Source organism: Mesorhizobium sp. M0185 (assembly GCF_040322175.1).
GTDB lineage: Bacteria > Pseudomonadota > Alphaproteobacteria > Rhizobiales > Rhizobiaceae > Mesorhizobium.
This window is the reverse complement of sequence record NZ_JAMYSY010000056.1, coordinates 20,332-34,199: the sequence shown is the minus strand read 5'-3', so window position 1 is coordinate 34,199 and position 13,868 is coordinate 20,332. Positions and strand designations below refer to the sequence as shown.

The 13,868-nt window shown below is 63.6% G+C and carries 12 protein-coding genes and 3 pseudogenes; 4 read left to right on the top strand and 11 right to left on the bottom strand.

Features of this window, described 5'->3' with window-relative positions; genetic code table 11:
- Window positions 1–236: 236 nt before the first annotated feature.
- The 10 genes and pseudogenes from NKJ20_RS29315 to NKJ20_RS29270 form a co-directional block, all read right to left on the bottom strand.
- Window positions 237–476, bottom strand: a complete 240-nt coding sequence (locus NKJ20_RS29315) for a DUF680 domain-containing protein (RefSeq protein ID WP_352451600.1) — start codon at window positions 474–476, stop codon at window positions 237–239.
- Between the two features lie 67 nt (window positions 477–543).
- Entirely contained in the window at window positions 544–750 is a 207-nt protein-coding gene (locus NKJ20_RS29310) for a DUF680 domain-containing protein (RefSeq protein ID WP_352682163.1), read from the bottom strand.
- 70 nt (window positions 751–820) lie between these two features.
- On the bottom strand, window positions 821–1,024 hold the full coding sequence (locus NKJ20_RS29305; RefSeq protein WP_292664977.1) for a DUF680 domain-containing protein: 204 nt from the start codon (window positions 1,022–1,024) through the stop codon (window positions 821–823).
- A gap of 439 nt (window positions 1,025–1,463) precedes the next feature.
- Window positions 1,464–2,210, bottom strand: coding sequence for an FAD-binding oxidoreductase (locus tag NKJ20_RS29300; protein WP_352451602.1), 747 nt, complete (start codon window positions 2,208–2,210; stop codon window positions 1,464–1,466).
- Window positions 2,207–2,818: a molybdopterin-dependent oxidoreductase gene (locus tag NKJ20_RS29295; protein WP_352451603.1), complete on the bottom strand. Its 612-nt coding sequence runs from the start codon at window positions 2,816–2,818 to the stop codon at window positions 2,207–2,209. The genes NKJ20_RS29300 and NKJ20_RS29295 overlap by 4 nt, the downstream gene beginning before the upstream one ends.
- Before the next feature lie 133 nt (window positions 2,819–2,951).
- Window positions 2,952–4,504, bottom strand: a pseudogene (locus tag NKJ20_RS29290) (DegQ family serine endoprotease).
- Window positions 4,505–4,874: 370 nt separating this feature from the next.
- Window positions 4,875–5,599, bottom strand: a pseudogene (locus NKJ20_RS29285) (MBL fold metallo-hydrolase).
- A gap of 16 nt (window positions 5,600–5,615) precedes the next feature.
- On the bottom strand, window positions 5,616–6,782 hold the full coding sequence (locus NKJ20_RS29280; protein ID WP_352451606.1) for a diphosphate--fructose-6-phosphate 1-phosphotransferase: 1,167 nt from the start codon (window positions 6,780–6,782) through the stop codon (window positions 5,616–5,618).
- Window positions 6,783–6,861: 79 nt separating this feature from the next.
- A pseudogene (locus tag NKJ20_RS29275) lies at window positions 6,862–7,181 on the bottom strand (putative quinol monooxygenase).
- Between the two features lie 219 nt (window positions 7,182–7,400).
- A complete protein-coding gene (locus tag NKJ20_RS29270; RefSeq protein WP_352454771.1) occupies window positions 7,401–8,165 on the bottom strand; it encodes a L,D-transpeptidase in 765 nt (254 codons plus the stop codon).
- 187 nt (window positions 8,166–8,352) lie between these two features.
- On the opposite strand from NKJ20_RS29270, the gene NKJ20_RS29265 reads away from it, so the two are divergent.
- The 3 genes from NKJ20_RS29265 (at window position 8,353) to xylB (ending at window position 11,957) form a co-directional block, all read left to right on the top strand.
- Window positions 8,353–8,976 carry a LysE family translocator gene (locus NKJ20_RS29265; protein ID WP_352454772.1) on the top strand — a complete coding sequence of 208 codons (624 nt, stop codon included), beginning with the start codon at window positions 8,353–8,355 and terminating at the stop codon, window positions 8,974–8,976.
- A gap of 9 nt (window positions 8,977–8,985) precedes the next feature.
- Window positions 8,986–10,311 carry a tetratricopeptide repeat protein gene (locus tag NKJ20_RS29260; RefSeq protein WP_352748855.1) on the top strand — a complete coding sequence of 442 codons (1,326 nt, stop codon included), beginning with the start codon at window positions 8,986–8,988 and terminating at the stop codon, window positions 10,309–10,311.
- A 191-nt stretch (window positions 10,312–10,502) separates the two neighbouring features.
- Window positions 10,503–11,957, top strand: a complete 1,455-nt coding sequence (gene xylB / locus NKJ20_RS29255; RefSeq protein ID WP_352748862.1) for a xylulokinase — start codon at window positions 10,503–10,505, stop codon at window positions 11,955–11,957.
- A 38-nt stretch (window positions 11,958–11,995) separates the two neighbouring features.
- Here xylB and NKJ20_RS29250 read toward each other — a convergent pair whose 3' ends face one another.
- On the bottom strand, window positions 11,996–12,358 hold the full coding sequence (locus NKJ20_RS29250; protein WP_352748852.1) for a nuclear transport factor 2 family protein: 363 nt from the start codon (window positions 12,356–12,358) through the stop codon (window positions 11,996–11,998).
- A gap of 110 nt (window positions 12,359–12,468) precedes the next feature.
- Here NKJ20_RS29250 and xylA point away from each other — a divergent pair, with 110 nt between their 5' ends.
- Window positions 12,469–13,794 (top strand): xylose isomerase, encoded by a 1,326-nt coding sequence (xylA, locus tag NKJ20_RS29245; protein WP_352748850.1) that lies wholly within the window; start codon window positions 12,469–12,471, stop codon window positions 13,792–13,794.
- Window positions 13,795–13,868: the final 74 nt, after the last annotated feature.

The following is a 13,868-nucleotide window of genomic DNA, read 5'->3' as shown; positions in this document are numbered from 1 at the left end:
GCCACCATTAGGATGACGATAGGGTGGATTTATGCGGGTTTTCTCCCGCATTGATATACAAACTCGGGGGGGCTTTGGCCCGCCGCTCTTGTCTGGAATTCCAGTTCGGCCGTTAGAGCGGTTATCGTTTCACGGAACGCCGAACCGCTCTATCTCTTTGTTTTGACGCAATTCCCAAGGGAAAGCGCTACACGCTTTTCCCGGGAAAACCGTTTCACACTTTTCCTGGAATTGCTCTAGTTGTTGCCGAAGAGGTTGCGATCGGCGCCCTGGGGCGCGGACTTGGGCACATCGCCAGACGAATTCAGCAGCTTGTAGATCGGCGAGTTGCTGTCCCGCACCGAATACGTCTGCGTCTTGTCGACGTTGACGGTCGTCTGCTTGTTGATGTCGGTCCCGCCAACATTGTCGTTGCGGGCATAGGCACTGCCGGCGGCAATCAAGAGAGCGGCGGCAGTAAGAACAATCTTTTTCATTTGGGTACTCCTGGATTTTCGAAATCAAGCGGCGGGCATGCCGCCGCCTTGATGGTGGGATCGGCTGTTAGCTGTTGCCGAAGAGGTTACGGTCGGCGCCCTGGACAACCGGCTGCTTTTCAGCCTGGTCCGACGTCTTGACGGAAGCCGTGTAGGAGCTGTCGACCGAGACAGCAGGCGGGTTGGCTCCGTTGGAACCAAAGTTGTCGCTGCCGGCGAAGGCGCTGCCGGTGATGGCCAAAACGGCGGCGGCAGCAAGAACGATCTTTTTCATCTTAATACTCCTGAATTTTTCAGATCCCGGACGGCGGATATGCCCGCCGCCCTGATGCTGGGATCGGCTGTTAGTTGTTGCCGAAGAGGTTACGGTCGGCGCCCTGGACAGGCTGCTGGTCAGCATGAGCCGGCTTCTGAATGGAAGCCGTATACGAGCTGTCGACCGAAGCGGCAGGCTGGTTCGCACCCTTGGAACCAAAGTTGTCGCTGCCAGCGAAGGCGCTGCCGGTGATGGCCAAAACGGCGACGGCGGCAAGAGCGATCTTTTTCATTTTAGTACTCCAGTATCTCAGTTTTTCCGTCCGTCCAGCGGCGTGCCTTGGGAGGAATTCGCGTCGTTCGGACAGCCCCGATGTGGGAAAGCCAATGGCCAGTTTCCAATCACGAAGTTTTTTGGTGTGGACCAAGAATCTACACCTTGAAATTGTGCCAGAGATTCCCTCCGCCACAATTTTATTACTAAATATCAAGTAGATAGCCCATAGTATCGGTCTGGCTGCAAGGTGACTTGGGGAGGCAGTGTTCACAGCGTCCTGCACGCATTGTCAACAGAAACGAACCGTTCGGTTCGATTTTTTAAACCGATAAAAGTCGCGGCCGAGGTTCTTTGTCGAATCGTTAACCATTTCGGCCAAACGCGGCCTCACCGTTCTGCCGGTTTTCGGCCCGCTTATGCCGGCCGGCGAAGGCAGCAACCGCGCAAGAACCAGGTCAGACCCCGTAGCGTTCGGTGCGGATGAGAGCCGCGGGAACGCCGGCATCGATCAGCGCCTCGGCGGCGGCCGTCACGAACGCGTTCGAGCCGCAGACAAAGGCGAGCTTCGGCGGCGCCGGCAGCCTGGTCATGGCTTGCACCATCATCGCGGCGTCGACCCGCCGCGCATAATCCGACGATCGGCGGGCCGGCTCGCGCGTCAGCGTCAGCACCAGGTCGAAGCCATCCCGGCGCTCGGCGAGGTCGATCAGCTCGTCGCGAAAGATCACCTCGTCCCAGACCCGCGCCGAAAACACCAAGGCGGCGGCGACCAGCGATCCCCGCATCGCCCGGTGACGGAGCATCGACATCAGCGGCACCACGCCCGACCCACCGCCGACGAGCAGGAGCGGTCCGCCATCGCCGTCGGACCAGACGAAATGGCCGCCGAGCGGCCCGCGCAATTCGACCTCGTCGCCCACCGCCGCGATCTCGTGAAAGAACGGCGAGACCTCGCCGTCCTCGAGTTTTTCAATCGCCAGCTCGATGGTCTCGCCGGTCTCCGGCGCCGAGGCGATGGAGTAGGAGCGGCGCGCCTGATAGCCGTCCGGCGCCGTCAATCTGACATCGACATGCTGTCCGGCCCGGTAAGCGAAGGGCCGCGACGGCTGCAGGAAAAAGCTGGTGACGCGCGGCGTACGCTTTTGGATGCGGGTGATGGTGACCGTCTGCCAGGGCGACTGCGCCGCCGGTGCGTCGCTCATGGATCGTTCGTGTAGCGCTGCTCGCGCCACGGATCGCCATAGATATGATAGCCTCGCAACTCCCAGAAACCCGGCTCGTCACGCTCGGTGAACTGCAGCCCGTTCAGCCATTTGGCCGATTTCCAGAAATAGAGATGCGGAACGAGCAGCCGGGCCGGGCCGCCATGGTCAGACGTGATCGGCTTGCCTTCATAAAGCAGCGCCACCATCGCCTTGCCGCCGGTGAGATCCTTCGTCGGCACGTTGGTGGAATAGCCGTCGAAACCCAGCGCCAGCGTGAAGGCGGTGGGCGGCTCGATGCCGGCGTCGGCAAGGATGTCGTCGACGAGCACGCCCTGCCACGCCGTGTCGAACTTGGTCCATGCGGTGACGCAATGGATGTCGCGCGTCATCTTGGTCAAGGGCAGCGCGTTGAACTCGGCCCAGTTCCACTTCTTGATCGGCCGCGGCCCGTGCTTAAGCGTGAACGACCAATCCTCGGTGCGGACATGCGGCGTCGGGCCGGCCGACAGGACCGGGAAACCTTGCTCGAGATATTGCCCCGGCGGGATACGTGCATCCGTATCCGTCGGCGGCTTTCGTCCGGAAGAGAAGCCTCGGGTAACCATCGAGAATATCCGTTTGCGCAAGGTCCAACCGACCTTTGTCAGTTTTCTCGAAGACGCGAGCCCGGGCAACCGAAATCTTGGCTCCGGCCTGGCGGCAATGCTCTACATCGATCATGGCAGCGCGGCGCCCGCTTCAGCCACTGGCGAAGGGGACGGCGACGAACATCTGGGCGTCGCCGCGCTCGACAAGCAGCAGCACCGATTTCTTGCCGGATTTGGCAGCCTGCACAATCGCCTGGTTAGCCTGTCTGGCGCTCCTCACCGGAGTCTGGTCGACGCCGACGATGATGTCGCCGGGCTGGATGCCGGAAGCCGACGCCGCCTTGTTCGGGTCGACGCGCTCGACCAGTGCGCCGTGCTGGTTTTCTGGCAGGTTCATTGCCTGGCGCACATCAGGAGTGACGTCCATCAGGCCGAGACCGAGCGCCGGTGCGCGAAGGCCCTGCCCCGTCGACGGCTGACCTGAATCGCCGGTCACCGATCCCGTCGCCGTGTCGTCTTCGTTGCGCCCGATCTCGACGGAGATCTGCAGGCTTTTCCCTTGCGCCAGACATTGAGGGCTTCCCTCGTGCCAGGCGCAACGTCAGCGACGGCGCGCGACAGATCCCTCGGATCCTTTATGTCCTGGCCGGCGAAGCTGGTAATGACATCGCCGGTCTCGATGCCGGCCTTGGCGGCCGGCGATCCGTCGCTGACCTGCGCGACCAGCACGCCGGTAGGGTGATCGAGGCCGATGGCGCTCGCCACATCAGGCGTCACCGGCTGGATCTGGACGCCGAGATAGCCGTACTGGATGGAGCCGCCCTTCATCAGCTTGGCGACGACCTTTTGCGCCTGGTCCGAGGGGATGGCGAAGCCGACGCCGACGCTGCCGCCATTCGGCGAAAAGATCGCGGTGTTGATGCCGACGACATCGCCGTACACATCCGTCAGCGGGCCGCCGGAATTGCCCCGGTTGATCGGTGCGTCGATCTGGATGAAGTCGTCAAACGGGCCGCTGTGCAGATCGCGGCCGCGCGCCGAGACAATGCCGGCGGTGACCGTGGTGCCAAGGCCGAAAGGATTGCCGAAGGCGAGCACCTGGTCGCCCGGCATGAGCTTGTCCGAATCGCCCCATTTGACGGTCGGCAAGGGCTTGCCGGCGTTGACCTTGAGCACGGCAAGGTCGTTCTTCGTGTCATGGCCGATCAATTTGGCGGGAAGCTCGGTGCCGTCGTCGAGCATCACCTTGACCGACTGGGCGCCGTCGACGACGTGATTGTTGGTGACGATCATGCCGTCGGCACCGACGATGAAGCCTGAGCCGAGGGCCTCGGTGCGCGGCGCCTGTTCCGGCGGTGTCTTGGGGGCGGGCAGTCCCTGGTCACCGAAGAAACGGCGGAAATAGTCGTCGAAAGGCGAGTTGCCACCGAACTCGTTGCCACCGAATGGGGAGGCCTCGCTCGTGGTGTCCGACTGCGCCGATTTCATGAGGGTGGTGATCGTCACCACTGCCGGTTTGTCGGCCGCCACGACCGGAGCGAACGAGCCGCGGGGCGCCGTCATGCCGGTGACAGGTGGGGTCACTGTTGCCGCCAGGACATCATTCAGCCTGGGAGCGAAGGACAGGGCGAAGGGGCTGACGATCAGCGCGGCGCCCAGCAGAGCGGCGACGCGATGTCTGCGAAGGGTCTGGATTGGTGACATGGCCGTTGTCCGGGCGAGAGATTGGTCTTGCGCCGCGACGTTCCGTCACCGGAACAATTCATCGGCGCGTCGGTCGTCGGCCTTGCCTGTCTCGCCTGTCACGGCAGCCGACCGGATCGACAGCCCCGCATCTAGGGCGCCGATTATGGTTTCCAGATAATATTACGAAGATTTAATTTCCAGCCGGCAACCGCCTCGCGGCGTTGCCGCCGAAACCCGAAAATACAAAACCCGCCTCGGGAGGGGCGGGTCGGTTGGGGCGAATCAGCACCATACTGATATTAGTAGCATAGCTGCCGGCACAAAGCAAGAACAAAATAGCTGCCCAAGACAAATCGCTTCAGATTTGCGCCGCCTCAGCCGAGGCCTCCTATTCGCCTTTCCGGTCCGTCCGGCTGAGATAGGTGGTGGCGATCTCGCGCATCCGCCTGCCATCGAAGCTCGGTCCATGGCCGCCATGGCCGATCCGGATCGGCAGCTCGAGCAGGCGCTGCATCGTGCGGCGATAGGCGGCACGATCCGAATCCGGCAGGTCGTCGATCAGCATGGCGTCGTAGATGGCGTCGCCGGCGAAGAACAGGCCGTCAGCCTCGTCGAACAGCGCGATCGAATCCGGAGAGTGGCCGGGCAGATGCAGGACGCGGAATTGGCGGTCGCCGAGGTCGATCCTGTCGCCCTCGTCCAGGGTCCGGGCCAGAGGCGCCGGCTGAATCCTGTAATCGGCCGCCTTCCAGCCCTTTGCCGGCAGCCTGGAGACGGCGCCTTCCAGATCATGGAACATGTAGGCGTAGGTCACCGCTTCATCCATGCTGTCGAACTGCGCGGCGCTGTGGCGCGGCCCTGCCCGCAGCGGAAACTCGTGCAGCGAGCCGACATGATCGAGATGGATATGCGTGGCGACGACGAGCAGCGGCTTGCCGGACGGCGTGTCGATCTGCGGCGCCAGCGGGCAGATCCCCATGCCGGTGTCGACCAGCAGGTCGACATCGCGGCCGCGCAGATGCCAGATGTTGGCGCGCACGAATTCGTGCACGAAGGGCTCGGTCAGCATCGTCGTATTGGTTTGACGATGGTTTTGCTGAACCAGCTGTCCATCAGATCAAGGCCGGCATCAGACGAACGGCTTGCCGACCTTGTACTTTTGCGGGACCAGCCGCTTCAGATAGGCCATCCCCGCATCGGACAGCCGGTTGACATCCGGCAGCATGAAATCATCCGGCATATGGCGCGTCTTGCCGGCGACGTTCTTCAGCGGCACCTTCTTCAGCACGGTTTTCTTGCCGTCATATTGCAGCGCCACCGAACCGCCCCCCTCGTCGGCCACCGTGACCGCGAAGGCACCGGCATCGAAGGCCTCCTGCGCGTCCACCGCGCTGATGGCACCAACATAGCCGCGCGGCATATAGCCGAGCGCATCGACGCGCGCCCGCTTGCCCGGCAATCCTTCGGCGAGCGCGCGCTCCAAGGCTGCCGGCAGGTCGCTGCCCGACAGCTTGACGTTGCCGTGCTGGTCGCGCTCCAGCCTTTCCGGCGGCACCAGGCTTTCGACCAGCGCCTTGCCGTCGGCGGTGCTGACGCCTTCGGAGACGGCAACGATGCAGCGCTTGTGGCGGTCGAGCGTTGCACGAACGTCGTCGATGAAGCCCGCCGCGGAGAACGGCCGCTCCGGCACATAGACAAGATGCGGGCCGCTGTCCTGATCGAGCTGCCAGGCCGCGGACGCGGCCGTCAGGAAACCGGCATGCCGCCCCATGACGATGCCGACATAGATGCCCGGCAGAGCGCGGAAATCGAGATCGACCGAAAGGAATGCTCCAGCGACGAACTCGGCCGCCGACATGAAGCCGGGCGTGTGATCGTTCTCCTCGAGATCGTTGTCGATGGTTTTCGGCGCGTGGACGAAGGCGATCTTGCCGCCGGCGGCGTCGGTGAGGATCTGCTGCGTGCCCGAGGTGTCGTTGCCGCCGATATAGATGAAGGCATCGGCGCCGGCTTTCTTCAAGCCGTTGAGGATGAGGTCGCAATAGGCGGCATCCGGCTTGTCGCGCGTCGAACCAAGCGCGGCGCTCGGTGTCGCCGCGATCAGCCGCAGGCGGTCCTCGGGGATGGCGGAAAGATCGACGTAATTGCCGTCACGAATTCCGCGCACGCCGTGGATGGAACCAAGGACCTTGGCTCCGGGATGCCGCTTGCGGATTTCGAGCGCAGCACCCACCACGGTCTGGTTGATGACGGCGGTCGGGCCGCCGCCTTGCGCGATGACAAAAGTTCCGGCCATTGTTCACGTCTCCCGGGCGGTGAAAATCGCAGGCACATTCGCCTGTCTTGCGGCATCGCGCAACGGCAGAGGCAGTGGGTCAGTTTGAAATCGAGCCACTCTTCGCCTGCAGCGCGATAGGATCCGTTTCGACGAGCCGAAGTGACCTGACCATACTCGCCGTCTGCGCCTTGTATTTGAGAAAGTGCGGCGTGGTCAGGTGGGCCTCATAGGCCGCCTGATCGGCGTAGCATTCGATCACGCGCACCTTTTCAGGCGTGCCTTTACTGCCACCGCATGAAGGAAAAGCACGCCCGGCTCGACGCGTACAGAAGCCTCAATCTCTTCTGCAAGCAGGGCCCTGTAGCTGCCGATCTGCTTAGGATCGATTTCCAGTTCGGCTATCCTGACAAGCGGCATCAATTGCTTTCTTGCTTCTTGCAAGGGACCACGCATGGTCGGCTTCTCCGCTTCGCTCGCCTCGATCAGCGCAACGATGTCGCGATCTCCCAAAACTTGTCAGTCACGCGAGCGGACATGGCTGGGCAAGGCGAAGCGTCGCATGAATTCGCACAAAATTGTAGTACATGGGTGTGCAGCGCTAGCCGGCAAAGTAATCGCTCGAGCCTTGGCCTCCGGTCAGACGACGACGACCGGATTCTTCTTGGAGACGCGGCTGTAGAGATCGATGATGTCCTGGTTGATCAGGCGCACGCAGCCCGACGACATCGCCTGGCCGATGCTCCACCATTCGGGCGAGCCGTGGATGCGATAGCCGGTGTCGCTGCCGTTCTGATAGATGTAGAGGGCACGCGCGCCGAGCGGATTGTCGAGGCCGCCCGGCTGTCCGCTTTGCCATTTCACCAGTTCCGGCCTGCGGGCGATCATCTCGGGCGGCGGGGTCCAGACCGGCCATTCCTTGCCGTACTGGATGTTGGCGCGGCCGGACCAGCGGAACCCGTCCTTGCCGATGCCGACGCCGTAACGGATCGCATCGCCGCCGGGCTGCACCAGATAGAGCAGCCGTTCCTGCGAGTGAACGACGATGGTGCCGGGTTGCTCGCCGGTCGGATCGACGACGATCTGGCGGCGGAACTCCGGCTTGACCTTGAGATAGGGCACTTCCGGCACATTGAAGCCACCGTCGGTGAGCGAAGCGTACATCACGTCGGGGCTGGTGATGTTCTTGTCGACGCTGATACTCGGACGGATGGGCCGGATCGAGCCGGTGGTGACGTCGTCGAGCTGGAGCGACGGCAGATCCAGCGTCTGGCTGCAGCCGGCGATGCCGAGCAGTGCCAGCGCGCCGGCGCCGGACAGCGCCGTGCGGCGGGAAAGCTGTATTTCGGTTTCGATTGCGTCACCATCGTGCGGCAGCGACAGACCTTGCGGCAACTCACGCATTTACCCAACCCTACGCTGTCGGCGGGAAACACGGTCCGGCCGGATAGCACGCATTTTCGCCAATCATGGTTGAAAAAGCGTGAAGGCCGGCAGCCCGGCGTTAACGAGGGGCTTTTTCGATTCTTGCCTCTTTACATCTGCGCGAGGCCAAGGATTTATCATCTTCTTTGAGCTCAAGGAGAAGAAAATGTCCTTCGAAAACTGGGCCGCCTTTGCCGCCGCCTCGGCAGTCCTTCTGGTCATTCCGGGCCCGACCATCCTGCTGGTGGTTTCCTATGCGCTCGGCCAGGGCTGGCGCACCGCGCTGCCGATGGCTGTCGGCGTGGCGCTCGGCGACTTCACCGCGATGACATTGTCGATGCTGGGCATCGGCGCGCTGCTGGCGGCGTCGGCCACCGTGTTTACCGTGCTGAAGGTGATCGGCGCCGGCTATCTGATCTATCTCGGCATCAAGCTGTTTCGCGCCGGCGGCGCGCTCCGGGCCGAACCGCGCACCGATGCGGTGTCATCGGCGAAAATGACGGCGCACGCCTGGCTGGTTACCGCGCTCAATCCGAAAAGCATCACCTTTTTCGTCGCCTTCCTGCCGCAGTTCCTCGACCGGCATGCGGATTTCTGGACACAGATGCTGATCTTCGAGACGACCTTCCTGGCGCTCGCCTTCGCCAATGCCTTCGGTTATGCGCTGATCGCGGCAAGGGCGCGCAACGTGGTGCGCAACCCAAAGGCGATCCGCATCTTCAACCGCACCGGCGGCACGCTGCTGGTCAGCGCGGGGATCGCGACAGTGGCGATGCGCTCGGGCAACTGAGGACAGACCATGGCGGTGAGCGATGCATTCGGCCTGACGCTGTCTGGCGCGACGGAGGCCGGGCTCTCGTCCTACAGCCGGGCTGTTCGCGAATTGCAGTGCTTCATCGGCGATCCGGTCGGTTCCGTTGACCGGGCAATCGCCGAAGATCCCGGCTTCGTCATGGCGCATGTGTTCAAGGGTTATCTCTTTGGCCTTGCCACAGAGCGCGAAGCGACGGCGGTGGCCAAGGCATGTCACGAGGCAGCGCTGCCACTTGCCGCGACGACGCGCGAGCAGGCGCATGTCGCCGCCCTTGGCCACCTTGCAGAGGGACGCTGGCACGAAGCCGCCCGCGTGCTGGAGGATATCGCCATCGAGTTTCCGCTCGATGCGCTGGCGCTGCAGACCGGCCACCAGATCGACTTCTTCACCGGCAATGCGCGCATGCTGCGCGACCGCATCGGCCGCGCGCTGCCGTCCTGGCAGAGCGGCATGCCGGGCTATCTCGCCATACTCGGGATGCAGGCCTTTGGCCTGGAGGAAATGGGCGACTACGCGCGCGCCGAAAAACTTGGCCGCACGGCGGTGGATCTCGAGCCGCGCGACGGCTGGGCCCAGCATGCGGTGGCCCATGTCATGGAGATGCAGAGCCGGCAGAAGGACGGCATTCTGTGGATGCGCGCCAATCCCGAAGCGTGGACGCGGGAAAGCTTCCTGCAGGTGCATAATTGGTGGCATCTGGCGCTGTTCCATTATGATCTCGGCGAGACCGACGAGGTGCTGGCGCTCTACGACGGGCCGATCTATGGCGAGCGCTCGACGCTGGCGCTCAACATGGTCGATGCCTCGGCGATCCTGTGGCGGCTGCATCTCGGCGGCGTCGACGTCGGCGAGCGCTGGACGGCACTCGCCGCCAACTGGTTGCCCAAGGCCAACGCCGGCCATTATGCCTTCAACGACGCCCACGCGATGATGGCGTTTGTCGGTGCCGGCCTCGAAGCGCCCGCCCGCAACTTGCTCGAGGCGCAGCGCGAGGCGATGCGCGGCAAGGACGACAACGCTGCTTTCACCAGGGATGTCGGCCATCCCCTGACGCTCGCCATCAAGGCATTCGGCGAGGGCAATTATGCCGGGACGATACGCCTGATCCGGCCGATCCGGGCAATCGCCCATCGCTTCGGCGGCAGCCACGCCCAACGCGACGTCATCGACCTGACGCTGATCGAAGCGGCATTGCGTTCCGGTGATGGCGCGCTGGCGAGGGCGCTTGCGGCGGAACGCGCGCTGGCACGGCCGGACAGCCCGTTGTCGGCACTGTTTTCACGGCGTGCAACCGCTCTCGCGGCGAATTGACCAAGGCCACATCTTGCCTTAAAAACTGCCCCGATCAGATTTTTTCGAGCGTCGAAAAAATCTTCGCGTGTTGACCGGGGTGCGTTTCCGGCGGCACGATTGCCGGGATATCTTCGCCGCCCGTGTCACAGGACTGGGCGGGGAAGCAAGAAAGACCGTCGCCGCCAGGCATGACGGACATGGGAGGAAACATGTATCTCGGCCTCGATCTCGGCACCTCGGGCGTCAAGGCGCTGCTGATCGATGCAAGGCAGAGCATCGTCGGTTCCGGCCATGCGCCGCTCGACGTGTCGCGCCCGCATCCCGGCTGGTCCGAGCAGAACCCGGCCGACTGGATGCGCGCCTGCGAAGCGGCGGTCGGCGAGCTGCGGTCCATACATGCGAAGGAACTCGCGGCGGTCAAAGGCATCGGCCTTTCCGGCCATATGCATGGCGCCACCCTGCTCGATGCCGCCGACCAGGTGCTGCGCCCTTGCATCCTGTGGAACGACACGCGCAGCCACGCCGAGGCGGCCGCACTCGACGCCGACCCGCCCTTTCGCAAGCTGACCGGCAACATCGTCTTTCCCGGTTTCACCGCGCCAAAGCTGGCCTGGGTCAGGAACAACGAACCGGATGTTTTCGCCAAGGTGGCAAAGGTCCTGCTACCGAAGGACTTTTTGCGGCTCTGGCTCGCCGGCGAGCACATTTCGGAAATGTCGGATTCGGCTGGCACGTCGTGGCTCGATGTCGGCAAACGAGCCTGGTCCGCCGAACTGCTCGCTGTCACGTCGCTCGACGAAAGGCAGATGCCGTCGTTGGTCGAAGGCACGGCCAAGGCCGGTGCCTTGCGCGCCGAACTGGCCGCGAAATGGGGCATGCAGGCGGGCATCCCGATCGCCGGCGGTGCCGGCGACAATGCGGCTTCGGCCTGCGGCATGGGCACGGTCGGCGCCGGCCAGGCGTTCGTCTCGCTCGGCACGTCGGGCGTGCTTTTTGCCGCCAACGCGTCCTATCTGCCCAATCCGGAAAGCGCCGTGCATACCTTCTGCCACGCACTGCCCGGCACCTGGCACCAGATGGGCGTCATCCTGTCGGCAACCGATTCGCTCAACTGGCTGTCGGGGATCGCTGGAAAAAGCGCCGGCGAGTTGACCGCCGAACTCGGCGAAGCGCTGAAGGCGCCGAGCGGCGTCTCCTTCCTGCCGTACCTGTCAGGCGAGCGGACGCCTCACAATGATTCCGTCATTCGGGGCGCCTTTACCGGGCTTGCCCACGAATCCGGCCGCGCGGCGCTGACTCAGGCCGTGCTCGAAGGCGTCGCCTTCGCTTTCCGCGACAGCCTCGAAGCCCTGGCCAAAGCCGGCACGACGCTGACCCGGGTGACGGCGATCGGCGGCGGCTCGCGTTCGCGCTACTGGCTGAAGGCCATCGCCACAGCGCTTGGCCTGCCCATCGATATTCCAGCCGACGGCGATTTCGGCGCCGCCTTCGGAGCGGCCCGGCTTGGCCTGATCGCGGCGACAGGCGCCGATCCGCGCGCCGTGTGCACGGCGCCGGCGACGGACGCCACGGTCGAGCCGGTCGCCGCCCTCGGCGGTGCCTATGCAGATGCCTATCAGCGCTACCGCCAGCTTTACCCGGCGATCAGGAGCGCCACGGCGTGAGCGGTTTCCCGCCCTCACCGTGGCCTGCCGAGAAGGCCTCACTGTGCCGGCACCTTGTCGAGAAAGCCGGTGACGCTTTTCAGCCGGCCATTTTCGATGACGCCGATATCGGTGCCTTCGATGACGGATTCGGTGCCGTCCGGCCCGAGGTTCCACGAGAAGCGGATGGTATCGGCGAAGCCGTCCGGCTTGCCTTTCAGCGAGAACCTGAAGCCGGCAAAGCGCTGCTGCACGCCGTCGATCAGCGCCGCGATGCCGCCATGGCCGTCGCCCTGCATGATCGGATCACGATAGCCGACGTCCTCGGTGAAGGTTGCCTCGAGCAAGGCTTTTCTGCGCGCGGCGTCGCTCTCGTTCCAGGCGGCGATGTAGTTTTCGGCAATGGTGTTGAGGTCGGTCATGGTCTGTCTCCTTCGTTGGGTGGCTTTGACATGAGCCTTTTCGACCAGCGTCAGCGCGAAACCAATTACGCCTGAGGTAATCAGGCCGGACCATGCGAGAGGAAAAGAACATGAGCAGCGGTTTTTTCGGCGACATCCAACAGATCAAATATGAGGGACCGGATTCGACCAATCCGCTGGCCTACCGGTTCTACAATCCCAACGAGATCGTCGCCGGCAAGCGGCTGGAAGACCATCTGCGCTTTGCCGTCGCCTATTGGCATTCCTTCGCCTGGCCGGGCGGCGATCCGTTCGGCGGTCAGACGTTCGACCGGCCATGGTTTCCGAAGACCGGCGGTGCCGACACCATGGAGCTGGCCAAGCTCAAGGCCGACGTCGCCTTCGAGATGTTTTCGCTGCTGGGTGCGCCTTATTTCTGCTTCCACGATGCCGACGTGCGGCCGGAGGGCGGGGACTTTTCCGAAAGTGCGGCGCGGCTCGACGAGATCGCCGATTATTTCTCGGGAAAGATGAAGCAGACCGGCGTCAAGCTGCTGTGGGGCACGGCCAACCTGTTCTCCAACCGCCGCTTCATGTCGGGCGCCGCCACCAATCCCGATCCGGACGTCTTTGCCTATTCGGCGGCGACGGTGAAACACTGCATTGACGTCACCAAGCGGCTGAACGGCGAGAACTACGTGCTGTGGGGCGGCCGCGAGGGCTATGAGACGCTGCTCAACACCGACCTTGCCCGCGAGCAGGAACAGGCCGGCCGTTTCCTCAACCTGGTCGTCGATTACAAGCACAGGATCGGCTTCGAAGGCACCATCCTGATCGAGCCGAAGCCTCAGGAGCCGACCAAGCACCAGTATGATTACGACGTCGCCACCGTCTATGGCTTCCTCAAGCGTTTCGGACTGGAGAATGAGGTCAAGCTCAACATCGAGCAGGGCCACGCCATCCTGGCCGGCCATTCGTTCGAGCATGAACTGGCGCTGGCCAATGCGCTCGGCATTTTCGGTTCGATCGACATGAACCGCAACGACTACCAGTCGGGCTGGGACACCGACCAGTTCCCCAACAATGTGCCGGAGATGGCTCTGGCCTACTACCAGGTGCTGCAGGCCGGCGGCTTCAAGACCGGCGGCACCAATTTCGACGCCAAGCTCAGGCGCCAGTCGCTCGACCCGCAGGATCTGCTGATCGGCCATATCGGCGGCATGGACTGCTGCGCTCGCGGCCTCAAGGCGGCAGTGCGCATGGTCGAGGACAAGGCGCTGTCCGCCCCGCTCGCCGAGCGCTATGCCGGCTGGGATTCGGCCGAGGCCAAGGCGATGCTTGCCGGCAAGCGCACGCTGGAGGAAATCGCCGAGCGCGTCGTCAAAGAGAAGATCGAGCCGCAGCCCAGATCCGGCCGCCAGGAATTGCTCGAAAACATCGTCAACCGGTACGTCTGAGGCGTACCGTTTTCACGGCCGCATTGTTCAGCGGCCGCCGGCTAACGACGGCTTTCCGCGGGGCTGAACCGACG

What these genes read in the sequence shown, in the direction of transcription:
- NKJ20_RS29315 (WP_352451600.1), bottom strand. Translation starts at nt 476, where the DNA reads ATGAAAAAGATTGTTCTTACTGCCGCCGCTCTCTTGATTGCCGCCGGC.
- NKJ20_RS29310 (WP_352682163.1), bottom strand. Translation starts at nt 750, where the DNA reads ATGAAAAAGATCGTTCTTGCTGCCGCCGCCGTTTTGGCCATCACCGGC.
- NKJ20_RS29305 (WP_292664977.1), bottom strand. Translation starts at nt 1,024, where the DNA reads ATGAAAAAGATCGCTCTTGCCGCCGTCGCCGTTTTGGCCATCACCGGC.
- NKJ20_RS29300 (WP_352451602.1), bottom strand. Translation starts at nt 2,210, where the DNA reads ATGAGCGACGCACCGGCGGCGCAGTCGCCCTGGCAGACGGTCACCATC.
- NKJ20_RS29295 (WP_352451603.1), bottom strand. Translation starts at nt 2,818, where the DNA reads ATGGTTACCCGAGGCTTCTCTTCCGGACGAAAGCCGCCGACGGATACG.
- NKJ20_RS29280 (WP_352451606.1), bottom strand. Translation starts at nt 6,782, where the DNA reads ATGGCCGGAACTTTTGTCATCGCGCAAGGCGGCGGCCCGACCGCCGTC.
- NKJ20_RS29270 (WP_352454771.1), bottom strand. Translation starts at nt 8,165, where the DNA reads ATGCGTGAGTTGCCGCAAGGTCTGTCGCTGCCGCACGATGGTGACGCA.
- NKJ20_RS29265 (WP_352454772.1), top strand. Translation starts at nt 8,353, where the DNA reads ATGTCCTTCGAAAACTGGGCCGCCTTTGCCGCCGCCTCGGCAGTCCTT.
- NKJ20_RS29260 (WP_352748855.1), top strand. Translation starts at nt 8,986, where the DNA reads ATGGCGGTGAGCGATGCATTCGGCCTGACGCTGTCTGGCGCGACGGAG.
- xylB (WP_352748862.1), top strand. Translation starts at nt 10,503, where the DNA reads ATGTATCTCGGCCTCGATCTCGGCACCTCGGGCGTCAAGGCGCTGCTG.
- NKJ20_RS29250 (WP_352748852.1), bottom strand. Translation starts at nt 12,358, where the DNA reads ATGACCGACCTCAACACCATTGCCGAAAACTACATCGCCGCCTGGAAC.
- xylA (WP_352748850.1), top strand. Translation starts at nt 12,469, where the DNA reads ATGAGCAGCGGTTTTTTCGGCGACATCCAACAGATCAAATATGAGGGA.